Source organism: Streptomyces sp. NPDC098781 (genome assembly GCF_044759995.1).
Taxonomy (GTDB): Bacteria; Actinomycetota; Actinomycetes; order Streptomycetales; family Streptomycetaceae; genus Streptomyces.
The window spans coordinates 41,850-55,756 of sequence record NZ_JBIWAK010000018.1 but is presented as its reverse complement, the minus strand read 5'-3'; the positions used below and the strand labels follow the sequence as shown (position 1 = coordinate 55,756).

General features: G+C 67.8%; 15 protein-coding genes. 9 read left to right on the top strand and 6 right to left on the bottom strand.

Going from position 1 to position 13,907, the window contains the following annotated elements; all coding sequences use genetic code 11:
* Window positions 1-370: 370 nt before the first annotated feature.
* The gene (locus ACIQWG_RS40340; RefSeq protein WP_404106010.1) at window positions 371-1,042 is read left to right on the top strand and encodes a TetR/AcrR family transcriptional regulator; all 672 of its coding nucleotides are present in this window, start codon (window positions 371-373) and stop codon (window positions 1,040-1,042) included.
* Between the two features lie 75 nt (window positions 1,043-1,117).
* Here the strand turns inward: ACIQWG_RS40340 and ACIQWG_RS40335 are convergent, their stop codons facing one another.
* Complete coding sequence (locus ACIQWG_RS40335; RefSeq protein ID WP_404106007.1) at window positions 1,118-1,771, bottom strand: TetR/AcrR family transcriptional regulator; 654 nt, start codon at window positions 1,769-1,771, stop codon at window positions 1,118-1,120.
* A gap of 211 nt (window positions 1,772-1,982) precedes the next feature.
* On the opposite strand from ACIQWG_RS40335, the gene ACIQWG_RS40330 reads away from it, so the two are divergent.
* Window positions 1,983-3,431, top strand: a complete 1,449-nt coding sequence (locus ACIQWG_RS40330; protein ID WP_404106004.1) for an MFS transporter — start codon at window positions 1,983-1,985, stop codon at window positions 3,429-3,431.
* 138 nt (window positions 3,432-3,569) lie between these two features.
* Here ACIQWG_RS40330 and ACIQWG_RS40325 read toward each other — a convergent pair whose 3' ends face one another.
* Entirely contained in the window at window positions 3,570-4,409 is an 840-nt protein-coding gene (locus ACIQWG_RS40325; protein WP_404106001.1) for an acetoacetate decarboxylase family protein, read from the bottom strand.
* Between the two features lie 47 nt (window positions 4,410-4,456).
* Window positions 4,457-5,407, bottom strand: a complete 951-nt coding sequence (locus ACIQWG_RS40320) for an NAD-dependent epimerase/dehydratase family protein (RefSeq protein ID WP_404105999.1) — start codon at window positions 5,405-5,407, stop codon at window positions 4,457-4,459.
* A gap of 213 nt (window positions 5,408-5,620) precedes the next feature.
* Here ACIQWG_RS40320 and ACIQWG_RS40315 point away from each other — a divergent pair, with 213 nt between their 5' ends.
* The 7 genes from ACIQWG_RS40315 to dmpG are packed head-to-tail and all read left to right on the top strand — an operon-like array spanning window position 5,621 to window position 11,051.
* Complete coding sequence (locus ACIQWG_RS40315) at window positions 5,621-6,784, top strand: LLM class flavin-dependent oxidoreductase (RefSeq protein ID WP_404105996.1); 1,164 nt, start codon at window positions 5,621-5,623, stop codon at window positions 6,782-6,784.
* 33 nt (window positions 6,785-6,817) lie between these two features.
* Window positions 6,818-7,285, top strand: a complete 468-nt coding sequence (locus tag ACIQWG_RS40310) for a nuclear transport factor 2 family protein (RefSeq protein WP_404105993.1) — start codon at window positions 6,818-6,820, stop codon at window positions 7,283-7,285.
* Window positions 7,285-7,800 carry a nitroreductase/quinone reductase family protein gene (locus ACIQWG_RS40305; RefSeq protein ID WP_404105990.1) on the top strand — a complete coding sequence of 172 codons (516 nt, stop codon included), beginning with the start codon at window positions 7,285-7,287 and terminating at the stop codon, window positions 7,798-7,800. The genes ACIQWG_RS40310 and ACIQWG_RS40305 overlap by 1 nt, the downstream gene beginning before the upstream one ends.
* A 9-nt stretch (window positions 7,801-7,809) precedes the next feature.
* Entirely contained in the window at window positions 7,810-8,217 is a 408-nt protein-coding gene (locus ACIQWG_RS40300; RefSeq protein WP_404105987.1) for a nuclear transport factor 2 family protein, read from the top strand.
* Between the two features lie 42 nt (window positions 8,218-8,259).
* Entirely contained in the window at window positions 8,260-9,072 is an 813-nt protein-coding gene (locus tag ACIQWG_RS40295; RefSeq protein WP_404105984.1) for a 2-keto-4-pentenoate hydratase, read from the top strand.
* Window positions 9,073-9,111: 39 nt separating this feature from the next.
* A complete protein-coding gene (locus ACIQWG_RS40290) occupies window positions 9,112-10,026 on the top strand; it encodes an acetaldehyde dehydrogenase (acetylating) (protein ID WP_404105982.1) in 915 nt (304 codons plus the stop codon).
* A complete protein-coding gene (gene dmpG / locus ACIQWG_RS40285; protein WP_404105979.1) occupies window positions 10,023-11,051 on the top strand; it encodes a 4-hydroxy-2-oxovalerate aldolase in 1,029 nt (342 codons plus the stop codon). Before ACIQWG_RS40290 ends, dmpG begins: the two co-directional genes overlap by 4 nt.
* Before the next feature lie 225 nt (window positions 11,052-11,276).
* Here the strand turns inward: dmpG and ACIQWG_RS40280 are convergent, their stop codons facing one another.
* The 3 genes from ACIQWG_RS40280 to ACIQWG_RS40270 all read right to left on the bottom strand — a co-directional run bounded on the left by ACIQWG_RS40280 (window position 11,277) and on the right by ACIQWG_RS40270 (window position 13,727).
* Entirely contained in the window at window positions 11,277-12,035 is a 759-nt protein-coding gene (locus tag ACIQWG_RS40280) for an SDR family NAD(P)-dependent oxidoreductase (protein ID WP_404105976.1), read from the bottom strand.
* A gap of 88 nt (window positions 12,036-12,123) precedes the next feature.
* Complete coding sequence (locus ACIQWG_RS40275; protein ID WP_404105973.1) at window positions 12,124-12,582, bottom strand: metal-sulfur cluster assembly factor; 459 nt, start codon at window positions 12,580-12,582, stop codon at window positions 12,124-12,126.
* A gap of 44 nt (window positions 12,583-12,626) precedes the next feature.
* Window positions 12,627-13,727 carry an amidohydrolase family protein gene (locus ACIQWG_RS40270; protein WP_404105970.1) on the bottom strand — a complete coding sequence of 367 codons (1,101 nt, stop codon included), beginning with the start codon at window positions 13,725-13,727 and terminating at the stop codon, window positions 12,627-12,629.
* Window positions 13,728-13,907 lie beyond the last annotated feature (180 nt).

The window sequence follows — 13,907 nt, the reverse complement described above, 5'->3', positions numbered from 1 at the left end:
CGGCCGAGCTGACGCAGCAGCTCCAGCGCGTAATCGACCTGGTCCTTGGGGGCGTCGGGCTTCATGGCGATGCGGATCTGGTGGTAGATCATGACGCTTCTCTCCTTGAGTCAGGGGTCTCGGCCCCTTTGTTGATGCAACTTGTTGTTGCGTTTAAAACGCTACCAGTGCTTCCCCTGCTAATGCAACATCTTGGAGCGTTTATTTTTCGACCGGCCCTCCGGGGTCCGTGCCCAAGTAGCCGATTGGGGGCGTTTTGGCTGTTCAGAGTCGTGCAGCGTGGGCTTTGGTCAGGTCCGGGATGGGTGACCGACAGTCCTAAATGCATCCGAATGTTGCGTCAAGCTTCCCGGTTGCCTACCGTCGAGGGATGAGAACAAACCCACTGGAGCGGGTCAGGCATCTGCACGCTGACGCCGCGACGGCCCGGCCCGGCGGACGAACGGCGCGAGTGGGTGAGGCCGTGATCGACGCGACCCTCGCCGAACTGGGCGACGTCGGATACGCGGCACTCAGGATCGACTCCGTGGCCGAGCGCGCAGGCGTGAGCAAGACGACGATCTACCGGCGCTGGGGCGACAAGGCCGGCCTGGTGGCCACGGCGTTCATCGAACGGCAGAGTGAGATTGCGCCCCCGCCGGATACGGGAGACTTGCGCGAGGACCTCCTGCTGCACCTCAGGGAGGTCCGCGAGGTCCTGTACACCCCGTGGATCACCGCGCTCGTGCGCGAGGTCGGGCCGCGCAGCTCTGACGTGACCGGCGTGCGCGAGGTGCTCGACAAGATCTGGCCTGAGCGTTTCCGGCTTTCCCGGGCGATCTTCGCCCGTGCCGTGGAGCGGGGCGACCTGCCGGCGGACATCGCTCCCGGCTTTCTCCTTGAGGCGCTGTCCGGACCGTTGTACTTCCGCTGGCTCATGCTCGGTCAGCCGCTCAGCGACGAGTTCCTGGAAAGGACCGCCGACCTTGTGCTCGACGGCACGCGTACGGGACAGGGCGCCGGAGCGCACCCGGACGCTTCCGAGGAAGCACCGTCCACCTGATCAGGGGCGGCCCCAGGCGTCTTCGTGCGTAGACGGGGACACCGGGCGACGACGTGCCTGGGGGCACAGAGAGTCTTATGAACCGGATCCCGTGTCCGTGTCGGTCAGACCGGCGCGCGCGCCGTTGATGACGAAGTCGGCCGTCTTCTCGAGGTAGGCGTCGCTGAGCGGGCGGCCGAGCATGAGCCACCGGAAGTACAGCGGGCCGGAGGCGGCTTCCAGGAGAAAGTCGGGAGAGGCGTCGGCGGGCAGTTCACCCCTTTCCATGGCGCGGACGAAGATCGTTCGCGATTCCCGGAAGCGCTCCGGCCAGATCTTGTCCAGTACTTCTCGTACGCCACCGCTCTCGGCCGATCGCGGTCCGAGCTCGCTCAGGAGTGCGGTGATCCACGGCGTCCGCAGCACGCGTCGCATCTCGCGGAGCAGGGCCATGAGATCCCCGCGCAGGTTTCCCGTGTCCCGTGGTGGGGCGGCCGTACTCTGCCGCTCGATGAACGCCGTGGCCACCAGGCCGGCCTTGTCCCCCCAGCGTCGGTAGATCGTCGTCTTGTTGACGCCTGCGCGCTCGGCCACGGAGTCGATCCTGAGTGCCGCGTAGCCGACCTCGCTCAGTTCGGCGAGGGTCGCCTCCATGACGGCCTCGCCGGTGCGTGCCGTGCGTCCGCCGGGCCGGGTTGTCGCGGCGTCGGCGTGCAGATGTTTGACCTTCTCCAGCGGATCCTTCGGCATCTCAGCAGGCTAGGCAGTGTGACGCGCTTAACGCAACTCGTTGGCGCGTGCCCAGGGGGCGGTGCCCGGGAGTGCCCACTCACAGCTAATGCATCGAATGGTTGCATTAAATGGGGAACCCTGATAGCGTCGTAAACGCAACAGTGAGTTGCATCAAAGATGCCGGCCCGCCGCCCGTGACCGTGCTCACCGCCCTGAGGAAGCGATCTTCATGACGAACCGACGACCCACATCCGGCGCGATATTCCTGGTCCTGGCGGTGGGCGCACTGTCCTTCGCCATGATCCAGTCGCTTATCACCCCGGTACTGCCGACCATCCGGACCGAACTGGACACCTCCCAGAGCACGGTGACCTGGGTCATGACGGCCAACCTCTTGTCGGCCGCGATCTTCACCCCGATCCTGGGCCGCGTCGGAGACGCAGTCGGCAAGAAGCGCACTCTGATCGCCGCACTGATCACCCTCGCCGCTGGCAGCCTGCTGGCAGCTCTAGCCCCCACCATCGGTGTCCTCATCGTCGCCCGCGCGATCCAGGGCGCGGCCGGCGCCGTCTTCCCCCTCACTTACGGGATCCTGCGCGACGAGTTCCCGGCCGAACGGCTCTCCGCCGCCGTAGGATCCATGTCGGCCGTCATCGCCGCGGGCGGCGGTCTGGGCATCGTGCTCGCCGGCCCGATCATCGACGGACTAGGCTACAGCTGGCTCTTCTGGGTCCCGACCGCCGTAGTCGCCCTTGCCGCACTGGCGACCTACCTGCTCGTCCCCGAGTCACCGGTCCGGCAGCCCGGGAAGATCAACTGGCTCGCCGCGGGCCTGCTGTCCACCGGACTCATCAGCCTGCTGCTCGTCGTCAGCAAGGGCACTGTGTGGGGCTGGACTTCGACCCGAGTGATCGGCCTGCTGATCGCCGCCGTAGTCCTGCTGACCGCATGGGTCACCGCGGAACTCCGCTCGGCGAACCCGCTCGTGGACATGCGCATGATGCGGACGCCGGCGGTCTGGAGGACCAACCTCGTCGCCCTGTTCTTCGGAGCCGGATGGTTCGCCATCTTCGCCTTCATGCCGCAGCTCATCCAGACGCCCCCCAGTGCCGGATTCGGTTTCGGCGCCAGCGTCACCGAGGCGGGCCTGCTCATCCTCCCGATGGTTGTCACCATGTTCGTCGCCGGCATCGTGAGCGGACGCATCGAGCAGAGGTTCAGCCCGAAGGCGCAACTGGCCACCGCTTCCGTGCTCAGTGCCGTGACGGCCACCTCCCTCGCCCTCGCCCACGACGAGCGCTGGCAGATCTCGTTCGCCGCAGCGGTGTTCGGCATCGCGGCCGGCCTGGCCTTCTCCTCGATGACGAACCTGATCGTGCGCAGCGTGCCGGCTCAGCAGACGGGTGTCGCGAGCGGGATGAACGCCAACGTGCGCACCATCGGCGGAGCGATCGGAGCCGCTCTGATGGGCACCATCGTCACGAGTAACCTTCAGCCGACTGGGCTTCCCCAGGAGTCGGGATACACGAACGGATTTCTGCTCTTCACCGGCATCTCCGTCGCGGCCCTGGTCGCAGCGCTGATCGTCCCCACCGCCCGGCGCGTCCTGATCGGCCGGCCCAAGGAGGCCGTACTCGAGGCCCCGCGACCCCTGACCGGCACGCGTTCCGCCGCGTGAGTACGGGGACGGATCGTCACCGTCCTCCCCGCCTTGTGCGAGATGCCCGACCGGAGGCTCCGGTCGGGCATCTCGCACAGGGCCGCGTCGTGAGACTGCGCCGCCAGGACGCCCGTCCCCGGCGGCGCAGTGCCGTGTCTAATCGCGCGGCAGTCCCTCCAGCACCCGCATCTCGGAGAACAGTTCCTTCTCCGACCGCAGGTCGAACACTGCCTCGTCGCCGACCTTGAGCACCGGCAGCTCGTCCAGCGGGTCGAGCTCCAGATGGCCGAACTCGATCGAGCCGCCGCCTGCCGACCACGCCCGCGTCACCGTGTTGCCCTGGCTCGGCGCGAGACAGACGGCCCGGTCCGCGAAGCCGGAGTAGTTCACATTGGGTATCTCCCGCACGGTCAGCGTCCCCTCGCTTTCCGTGTTGGCGGCGTTGATCGCCTCGATGGCCGAGGCGGGCAGTTCGCTGCCGAGGCTGAGGCGCATCGTCACCAGGCGCACACCACGCCGGACGACGCTCACCTCGAACTCGTTGACCCCGACCGGCACGAACCGGATGTCGGCCATCTTCTTCAGCATGCCGAAGTACACCCCCCACGGCCCCAGCATGTCCATCTCGGTCTTGTCACCGTGGATGCTGTCGACGTACTCCCAGCCCGCCCGCGCCCGCACATCGCCGTGGCGCACCCGGGCCATGAACATACAGGCCTGGTAGGGAGTGACCCGGCCGTCGTAGGCGCGGTTGCCCGCATTGGTGAAGTACAGGACCTGCACCTCGGGCGGCAGGTCACGGTCCACCGATAGACCGGGCGGGACGATCAGCTTCTCGATGGCGTCGTGGGTGCTCGTGAAGGTGAGCGTGAAGTACACCTGCCGGGGCATCGCCGGCCCGTCGTAGCGCAGCGCCTGACCGGGCCGCACCCCTGTCATGTTGAGGATGCCGCCGGTGTATCCGGGCCCGCCGTCGATGGTGTTCTCGGTGGTCATCGTCTCTCCGTAAGGTCGTGTGCTGTCCGTCGGCACCCGCGAGCGGCTCATCCGTGGCCGCTCCACGAGTAGGCCTGGGCGTTTCGCCCGCCTTCCGTGTAGGCCGTGAAGTACGAGCCGGAGCGGATGTCCTCGACGAGATCGACGTGCCGCGGGGCGAAGCCGAGGTCCTTGCGTGCTCGGGGGCCCCGGATCCGGCTGTTGACCGCCAAGCCCATGTCCACCCAGGGCGCTCCCCACAGTTCGCACGCCTCCTCGTAGTCGAGACTGCGGGTGGGGCAGCCGACGACGGTGGCCACGGCCTCGGCGATGGTCTTGAAGTTCACCTCGCCCGCGACCGCGTGGTAGACCGCGCCAGGAGTCCCGCGCTGCACGGCGAGCCGGGTCACCGTGGCCACGTCGTCCACATGGACGTGCGAGTACAGATTGAGGCCCTGCCCCAGGTAGCAGACCGCTCCTGTCAGCCGGGCGGACTCGAAGAACTGCGGGATCTGGATGCTGGCGCCATGGCCCCAGATCAGCGGCGGCCGGATGACGAACGCGCGCAGCCCGCGCTCCGCGCTGTCGCGCACCAGCTGCTCCGTACCGAGTCGGATGCGACGCGTAGGCAGGGCGGGGAACGGGAACGCGGCGTCCTCGGCGAAGGTGTTGTCGTTCCACGCGCCGTCCCTCGCGTCGAGCGAGACCACGCCGGAACCGGAGATGAAGATCAGGTTCTGTCCGGTGCGCAGGCAGCTGACCAGCTGGCGCATGATCTCGGTCTCGTCGTCGAAGGGCACCATCGCCGTGAACACCACGATGCCGAAGTCCGCGATGAGTCCGCTCAGTTCACCGAGCCGGTTCGCGTCGCCCAGTACCGGCTTGATCCCCGCCTTCCGCAGCGTTTCGGCGGCCTTCGCACTGCGTGCCAGTCCGAACGTCTCGTATCCGTGCGCGGAGAGATCTCCCGCGATACGCGAACCGACGTAGCCGGTCGCGCCGATCACCAGTGCCTTCATACGGGTGCACATCCTTTCGGACAGGTACCGGCGGTGAATCCGCGGCGACCACCGCGAAGTTAACGCCGGGTTTCCGGGAGCCCGACGCTGGTTCGCGTATACCGAACGGCTGTCGTCGCGTCCCGCGGCCGTCCTTACCGTGTGGCGGCAGAAAGCACATTCTCCTTGAGCGGTCGGCAGGGATCGGAAACGTAGACCGAGGAGTGACTTCACATGACCGACGAGAACGCGGCGGCGGAGAATTCCGTGAACGACGTCGTCGACCCGTTCGTCGACCGCGCGGCGACGCCGATGCTGAACGACGAGAACAAGTTCAAGCTCGTCCTTCTCTCCCTCAACACGGCCCGCGGGACCAGCCTGACGCATGCCGAGAACACTCTGCGGGTCACCTGGGAGGAGACGTCACGTATCGCGCGGGCCGCCGACCAGGCGGGAATCGACGCGATCCTGTCGATCGCGCACTGGAAGAACTACGCCCGCTCGCGAAAGCAGTACGACCGCGTGTGGGACTCCCTCACCTTCACCGCCGGCCTGGCCGCCGTGACCGAGCGCATCCAGTTCCTCGCCACGGTCCACATCCCGCTGTTCCACCCCGTGATGGTGGCCAAGATGGCCTCCACCGTCGACCACATCGCGGGCGGCCGGCTGGCGCTCAACGTGGTCGCCGGCTGGAACCAGGACGCCTTCGCCATGTTCGGCCTCCCCGAGGTGGAGCACGACCAGCGGTATGTGTACGCCGAGGAATGGATGGACCTTCTGTTCCGCGTCTTCGACGAGGACGAACCGTTCGACTTCCACGGACGCTTTCTGAACGGCACCGGCATCGTCTCCCAGCCGAAGCCGCTCCAGCGCCGCCCGGTGATCATGAGTGCCGGTTCCAGCCCTGTCGGTATGGCTTTCGCCGCGAAATACGCCGACATCAACTTCGGGATCTATCCGAGCCTGGCGGCGTTTCCGGAGATGCTGGCCGAGGCGCGCAGTGCCGCCGCCGAGGCGGGGAATGCCGGTCTCAAGTTCTGCGGTCACGGATACATCGTGTGCGCCGATACGGAGGCGGAGGCGAAGAAGCGATTCCAGTACCTCATGGAGGAGAAGATCGACCGGAAATCCGCCGAGGCCTTCGTGAACAATTCCATGGGCAAGCTGCAGAGCGTGGACGTCGTGGCCCGAGAGCGCATTGTCCAGAGCACCGCGGCGGGAAACTGGGGATTCCCCCTCGTCGGCACTCCGGAACAGGTCGTCGAGGGAATCCGCGCGATGTCCGACGGCGGCCTCGACGGCATGGCCGTGTCCTTCCCCGACTACGCCGAAGGGCTTGCCCGCTATTCCGAGTCGATCAGGCCGCTCCTGATCGAAGCAGGCCTGCGCAGGTTCTGACTCCCTTCGGACATCCAGACAGGAGCAACTCCCATGACCCGTAAGGACACGGAGGCGATCGTCAGGGAGGTCTACGCGGCCTTCAACACCTGCGACGCGGGCACCGTCATCACCACAGTGCGCCGTCACTTCGCGGACGACGTGGTCGTACGCGAGGCGGGATCCCTTCCCTGGGGCGGGGACTTTGAGGGCATCGAAACGGTGTCGGCCATGACCGCGGGCCTGGCCGATCCCGCCTCTCCCATCGACGCGGCGAACCTGCGGATCGACGAACTCATCGCGGCGCCCGGCTCGGCCAGCGGAGTCAGCCACGTCGTCGCGGCCGTCTCCTTCCCCTGGCGCGGCACTGAGCGGACCATCGCGATGCGGGCGCTCGAGTGGTTCACGTTCCGCGACGACAAGGTCGCCGAGATCCAGATCTATCTCTGGGACAGCGCGGCCGGGCTCGCCGCCCTGGGCCTGCCCGGACCCGCGGCGCCGATCGGTGCGGGAGACCTCTGATGTGGGCGCGTGTGCTGAGGACGGCCCCGGGGCAGCGATGCGTCGCTCTGCTCTCACAGCCCAAGGGCCGGCGCCTCGACCGGTTCCTCGTGCGACTCACCGGACGCTCGCTGCTGATCGCCCTGTTCACGGCCATGCAAGGCGTGCCCCGGCTGCCCGTCCTGCTCATCCACACCACGGGCCGCAAGAGCGGGCAGCGACGCACCACCGTCATGCCGTACTTCCGGGTGGGCACCGGCCTGTACGTCATCGCCTCCGCGGCCGGCCAGAAGAACGACCCGCTGTGGGTGCGGAATCTGCGCGGCGAGCCGGCGGCGCAGATCACCCTGCGCCGTCGTACCTACGCAGTCCGCAGCCGTGAACTGGCCGACGGCTCGCCCGAACGCGACGCCGTCTGGGCGCACGCCACCGCCACGTCACCCGCGTACACGCAGTACCAGCGGACGACCGAACGCCTCATCCCGGTCATCGCCCTCGACCAGGCGCCCGTGTACGCGACCGAACCCACCCAGTAGGGAGCTCCCGTGCGGGACCAGGACAACAAGACGATCTGCCGTCAGTACATCGAAGCCGTCGGCAGGGGTGACGACAGCGCGGCGACGGCGCTGATGGCCGACGACTTCACCCATCAACTCATGGGAACCAGCGCGTTCTCCGGCACACGCGGACGAGAGGGCGTCGCCGAACTCGTCCGGATGCTGGGGACCATCACGGTCTCCGGCGTCGCATTCACCATCACCTGCATGACGGAGGAGGACGGGGTGGTCTGCGTCGAGGCGAGCGGACGCTCCGAACTCGTGGCCGGCGGCAGCTACAACAACGTGTACTGCTTCGTCTTCACTCTCCGGGACGGCAAGGTCGCGGCCATGCGTGAGTACTTCGACACGAAGTACATCGACGAGGTCCTCGCCGCACCGGCCCCGGTCTCCTGACCGCCGACCGATCAGCCACCCGCTGCGAGGAGTACCGGCCCGATGGCCCTGACCGACCCCTCCGCCATGGCGCGGGCCCTGTACGACGCCCGCAGGGACCGCGCCCCCATCCCACCCTTCACCGACAGCGACCCGTCGCTGACGATGTCCGACGGCTACGCCATCCAGCAGGAACTCGTGCGCCTTCTGCTCGCCGATGGCGACCAGGTCATCGGCCACAAGGTCGGCGCCACCTCCGAGGCCATGCAGCGCCTCATCGGCCTCGACTCGCCCGACTACGGCCCCGTCCTCGGCTCGACCCTCCACCACGACGGGGACACCCTCGCCCTGGACCGGTTCATCGCGCCGAAGATCGAGGCGGAGATCGGGTTCGTCCTCGGGGACCGTCTGCGGGGCCCCGGTGTCACCGTCGACGACGCCCGCAGCGCGATCGCGGGAGCCGTCGCCGCGATGGAGATCGTTGACTCGCGCATCGCCGACTGGCGCATCCGCCTCGCGGACACCGTCGCCGACCTCGCCTCCAACGGCGCCGTCGCCCTGTCCTGCCAGGTCGTGCCGCTCGCCGGAATCGACCCGCGGGACATCGCGATGACGCTGAGCCGCGACGGCGAGGTCATCGACTCCGGAAAGGGCGCCGCGGCCCTGGGCGACCCCGTCGCCGTGCTGGCCTGGCTGGCCAACACGCTCGGCGAGGCCGGAGTCTGCCTCGAACCGGGACACCTCATCCTCACCGGTGCCCTGCACGCGGCCGTCCCCCTGGCACCCGGCGACACGTTCCGCGCGGACTTCGGCCCCCTTGGGGCCGTCACCCTCCACGTCGCCGACATCGACCGGACCGCCGAAGACCGGCGCTGACCCGTCAACCCGCTCCCACAGAACTGGTGTGACACATCCATGAGCACTGCGAGCAAGAAACGGATCACGGCCGCGATCGTGGGCCCCGGCAACATCGGTACCGACCTGCTCGCCAAACTGCGGCGCAGCGACATGATCGACGTCGTCGCCATGGTCGGCGTCATGGAGTCCGAGGGCCTGGCCCGCGCCCGCGCGCAAGGCGTCGACGCATCGGCCGAAGGCGTCGACTGGCTGCTGCGCCAGGACCCGCTGCCCGACCTCGTCTTCGAAGCCACCTCGGCCAAGGCACACATCGCGCACGCCCCCCGCTACGCCGAGGCCGGCATCCAGGCCGTCGACCTCACGCCCGCACACCTGGGGCCGATGGTGTGTCCACCGGTCAACATCGGCGCCCACCTCGACGCCCCCGACGTCAGCATGATCACCTGCGGAGGGCAGGCCACCATTCCCCTGGTGCACGCGGTCTCCCGGGTCACTCCCGTCGCCTACGCGGAGATCGTCGCCTCCGTAGCCTCACGCGGCGCGGGGCCCGGAACCCGGGCCAACATCGACGAGTTCACCCACACCACGGCCTCGGCCGTCGCGGAGGTCGGAGGCGCCAAGAGGGGCAAGGCGATCATCATCCTCAACCCCGTGGAACCACCGATGATCATGCGGGACACCGTGTTCTGCGCGATCGGCCCGGACGCCGACCGGGACGCCATCACCCGGTCCGTCCACGCCATGGTCGCCGACGTGCAGCAGTACGTCCCCGGCTACACGCTGCGCGCGGAACCGCAGTTCGACGATCCGCGGCCGCAATGGCAGGGAGACGGCAGGGTCGGGCTGTTCCTCGAAGTCAAGGGGAACGGCGACTACCTGCCGCCGTACGCAGGAAATCTGGACATCATGACCGCCGCGGCAGCCCGTGTCGGCGAACTGATGGCACAGGCCAAGCAGGGAGAGCGCGCATGAGCCAGCCGGAGATCACCCACGACGTGCGCATCGTCGACACCACCTTGCGCGACGGCAGCCATGCCATGGCCCACCAGTTCACCGAAGAGCAGGTGCGCGACACCGTCCGCGCACTCGACCGCGCCGGAGTCGAGGTCATCGAGGTCACTCACGGCGACGGCCTCGGAGGATCCTCGTTCACCTACGGCTTCTCGCACACCGACGAGCTGAAACTCATCGCCGCGGCGCGCGAGGAGGCCCGCCAGGCGGCCATCGCCGTCCTGCTTGTGCCCGGCATCGGCACGGCGGACGACCTGCGCCGCGCCCGCGACGCCGGCGCCGACATGGTGCGGGTCGCCACCCACTGCACCGAGGCCGACGTGTCCCCGCAGCACTTCGGTGTCGCGCGCGAACTCGGCATGGAGACCGCCGGTTTCCTGATGATGGCGCATCGCACCTCACCCGAGAACCTCGCCGCACAGGCCCGCATCATGGTGGATGCCGGATGCCAGGCCGTCTACGTCACCGACTCGGCCGGCGCCCTGTTGATGCACGAGGCCACGGCCCGTTTCGAGGCCCTGGTCGCCGAGGTCGGCGCCCAGGCATGGGTCGGCTACCACGGCCACCAGAACATGTCGCTCGGCGTCGCGAACTCGGTCCTCGCCCATGAGGCGGGGGTGCGGTACATCGACGGCTCGCTCTGTGCCCTCGGCGCGGGATCGGGCAACTCGCCCACCGAGGTCCTCGCCGCGGTCTTCGACCGGCTCGGCATCGACACCGGCCTCGATGTGATGGCACTCCTCAACGCCGCCGAGGAGGTGGTCCGCCCCTACCTCGACCGCTGGCCGAAGATGGACCGTAACGCGATCGTCCAGGGCTGGGCCGGCGTGTACTCCAGCTTCCTGCTGCACGCCGAGCGGGCCGCCGAGCGCTACCAGGTGCCGGCCCATCGCATCCTGCGCCGCTGTGGGGAGCTCGGCCTCGTCGGCGGCCAGGAGGACATGATCATCGATATCGCGCTCGGCCTGGCGGCCGAGTCCTCCTGACATCACCCGCCCGGCCGACGACCCGTGTCGCGAGGAGAATCCGCATGACCCCGATGCACAAGATCCTGGAGCCGCTCAGCGCCGTACTCATCGGCGTCAACAAGAAGTACACGGTCCGCTCGGGCATCCGTCCGGCCGGACTGGAGGCGCGCGCCTGACGCTCCTGGACGTGGGTGGGGCCACGGCGAATCGCCGTGGCCCCACCCTCCTGTACCCGGTGCGTGGCTACTGCGTGGCGATCATGCCGCCGTCCACGACCAGATCCGCTCCGGTGATGAAGGACGACTCGTCGGAGGCGAGGAAGACCACGCCGCAGGCGATCTCACGGGCCGAGCCGAAGCGGCGCAGCGGGATCTCCTGGGTCATCGGGTCCAAGTCGACCTCCTGCGCGCGCAGATCGGCGAGGATCTGGGTCTCGATGATTCCGGGGTCGAGCGAGTTGACGCGGATGTTCTCAGGCCCGTACTGCACGGCCGCCTGCTTCGTGAGCGAGCGGACCGCGCCCTTGCTGGCGTGGTACGCGGTGCCGAGGGGGGTGCCGACGAGCCCGTGGATGGAGGCGATGTTCACGATCGAGCCGCCGCCGGCCCGGCGCATAGAGGGGATCGCCGCTTTCATCCCGTGGAAGACGCCGGTCTGGTTGACCGCGATGACCTTGTCCCACAGCGCCTGCTCGGTCTCCTCCACGCCGGGGGCCTGGTAGATGCCCGCATTGTTGACGAGGACCGAGACGGGACCGTACGTCTCCTCGGCGACCCGTACTGCCGCCAGCCAGTCCTCGTACGAGGAGACGTCCAGTGACACCGATGTCACGGCGTGGCCCTCCGCGGACAACTCGGCTGTAAGAGCCTCCAGCTGCTCCTTGTTGATGTCGCCGAGCACGACCGACGCGCCCTCTTCCGCGAGCAGCCGCGCGTCCGCCGCGCCCATACCGCTCGCCGCGCCGCTCACGATCGCCACTTTGCCCCGTACTCGATCAGCCATGATTGCGCATCCCTGTCTTCGTGTCGCGTGTGGTGTTGTGAAAGCCGGCGGTCGCACGCCTGCGGCCGCCGGCGGTTCGTGGGTGCCGTCAGGCGCCGGCCTCGCGGGCCACGGGCATCAGGGGGAGGCCGACGCCCACCCGTTCCTCGATGCCGCGGGCGGCCAGCGCCTGACGGCGTTTGTGTCGCCCCGACTCGGTCATCAACTGCGGTGTCCAGTCGAGCCCGTTGTCGAACTCGACGGTGACCTGTGTGATCCGGGGGAGATCCGCCAGCCGTTCCCGGATCTCCTCGGCGAAGTAGCCGACCATGTAGCAGGACGGCGAGGTGAGCCTCATCCCCACCCGCAGATGACCGTCGCCGCCGACCACGACGCTTTCGACCATGCCCATGTCGACCAGCCCCAGCGGGCTACCGTGCGCGACGCTGCACGGATCGCCCACAGAGTTGATACGACGGTTGATCTCCCGCAGGAGATGCTCGCCGGTGTGGGTCTGTTCGTCGGTGTGTGTCGCGGCCACGGCCGTGGCGACGCTTTTCTCAGTCATGAGGCCATGTCCTCTCGGGTGATCCGGCAAGTCCGGGGGAGACGTCAGGCCGAGGCCGCGAGCACCGTGCCCGCGGCGGCGGTCGTGGACCAGGGAGTGGGCAGTCCGCCCTGGCGCGCCAAGGAGAACTCGTCGCCCGCCACGGCGGCGGCGAGATTGTCCAGGTCGAACCCGTGCTGCCGGGCGTAGTTGCCGCCCAGGATCATCCGCTTGTGCTCGCGCGTCAGCTGCGGAATCCCGGCGTAAAGGCCGAACTTGTCCAGGACGTCCTCGGGGAACTGGAAGTCCATGAACGCGTCCAGGCACATCTGTGGATGATTGTTCATGACGCCCTGACCCCACACGAGCCGCTCGATTCCCTGCGCGCCGGCGTTGTTGAGGAGACCGCCCAGTATTTCGGCGAACACCCGCGGGCGCTGCACGAGGATCAGATTCAGCGTCTCCAGATTGATGTAGATGTTCGGGAAACGCGCGAACAGCCACGCCGTCTCCTCCGTGAAGGCGATCCCGCCGTGCACGATTTCGAAGTTCAGCTCGGGAAAGGCGACGGCCGCGCCCTCGACGTCCGACGGCGCGAACGCGGAGGCGGGGGCTGGTCCGGGCGGCAAGGATTTGTGGACGGCGATGTTCTTGATTCCCAGCTCGGCGGCCCGCTCGTACAGCGGGAACGCGATCTTGGGATCGTCCATGTGCCAGGGCGTGAAATGTCCCTCGTGGTAGCTGACGGGATAGAACTTCACGCCGATCGGATTCATCAGAGCGGCCTGTCGTTCCAGCTCCTTGATGGGGTCACCGCGCAGCGGATCGATGGAACAGTAGGCCCCGATGAAGCGGTTCGGGTACTTCTGCACGGCTTCCAGCGACTTTTCGAAGCTGGACATTCCGTCCTTGTAGAAGAAGATCGGAGTCCCGTGGAACACCGCCACGTCGGTGTTGCTCTCCCGAAAGAGCAGGTTCGCCACCTCGTCGACGCTCCAGTCGCGAGCGGCCGCCGCGGCGTCGATCGGATAGGGCTGAGGTGCCGATGCGAGCAGGCCGCAGACGAAGTCGTTGATGGGGCGGCAGTGCTTGGGTTCCTCGAAGTTCGATTCCGCCATGTTGAGCGCGTGCGCCACCGCGTCGATGACGAATATCCCGTCTTGCATTTGGTCTCCTCCGGTCGGGGCGGAAGTCGCATTCGCACGCGGAGGTTAACTCCGCGTTATGTGCAATCTCCATGACGGTTCGCATATGGCGAACGATATTCGGAGCTCTGGCCAGCCGTCCCTACCGTGTGTGCCAGCGGTAGCTCAGCCTTGCCTGTTACCTGAAAGGGAGCCAGTGAT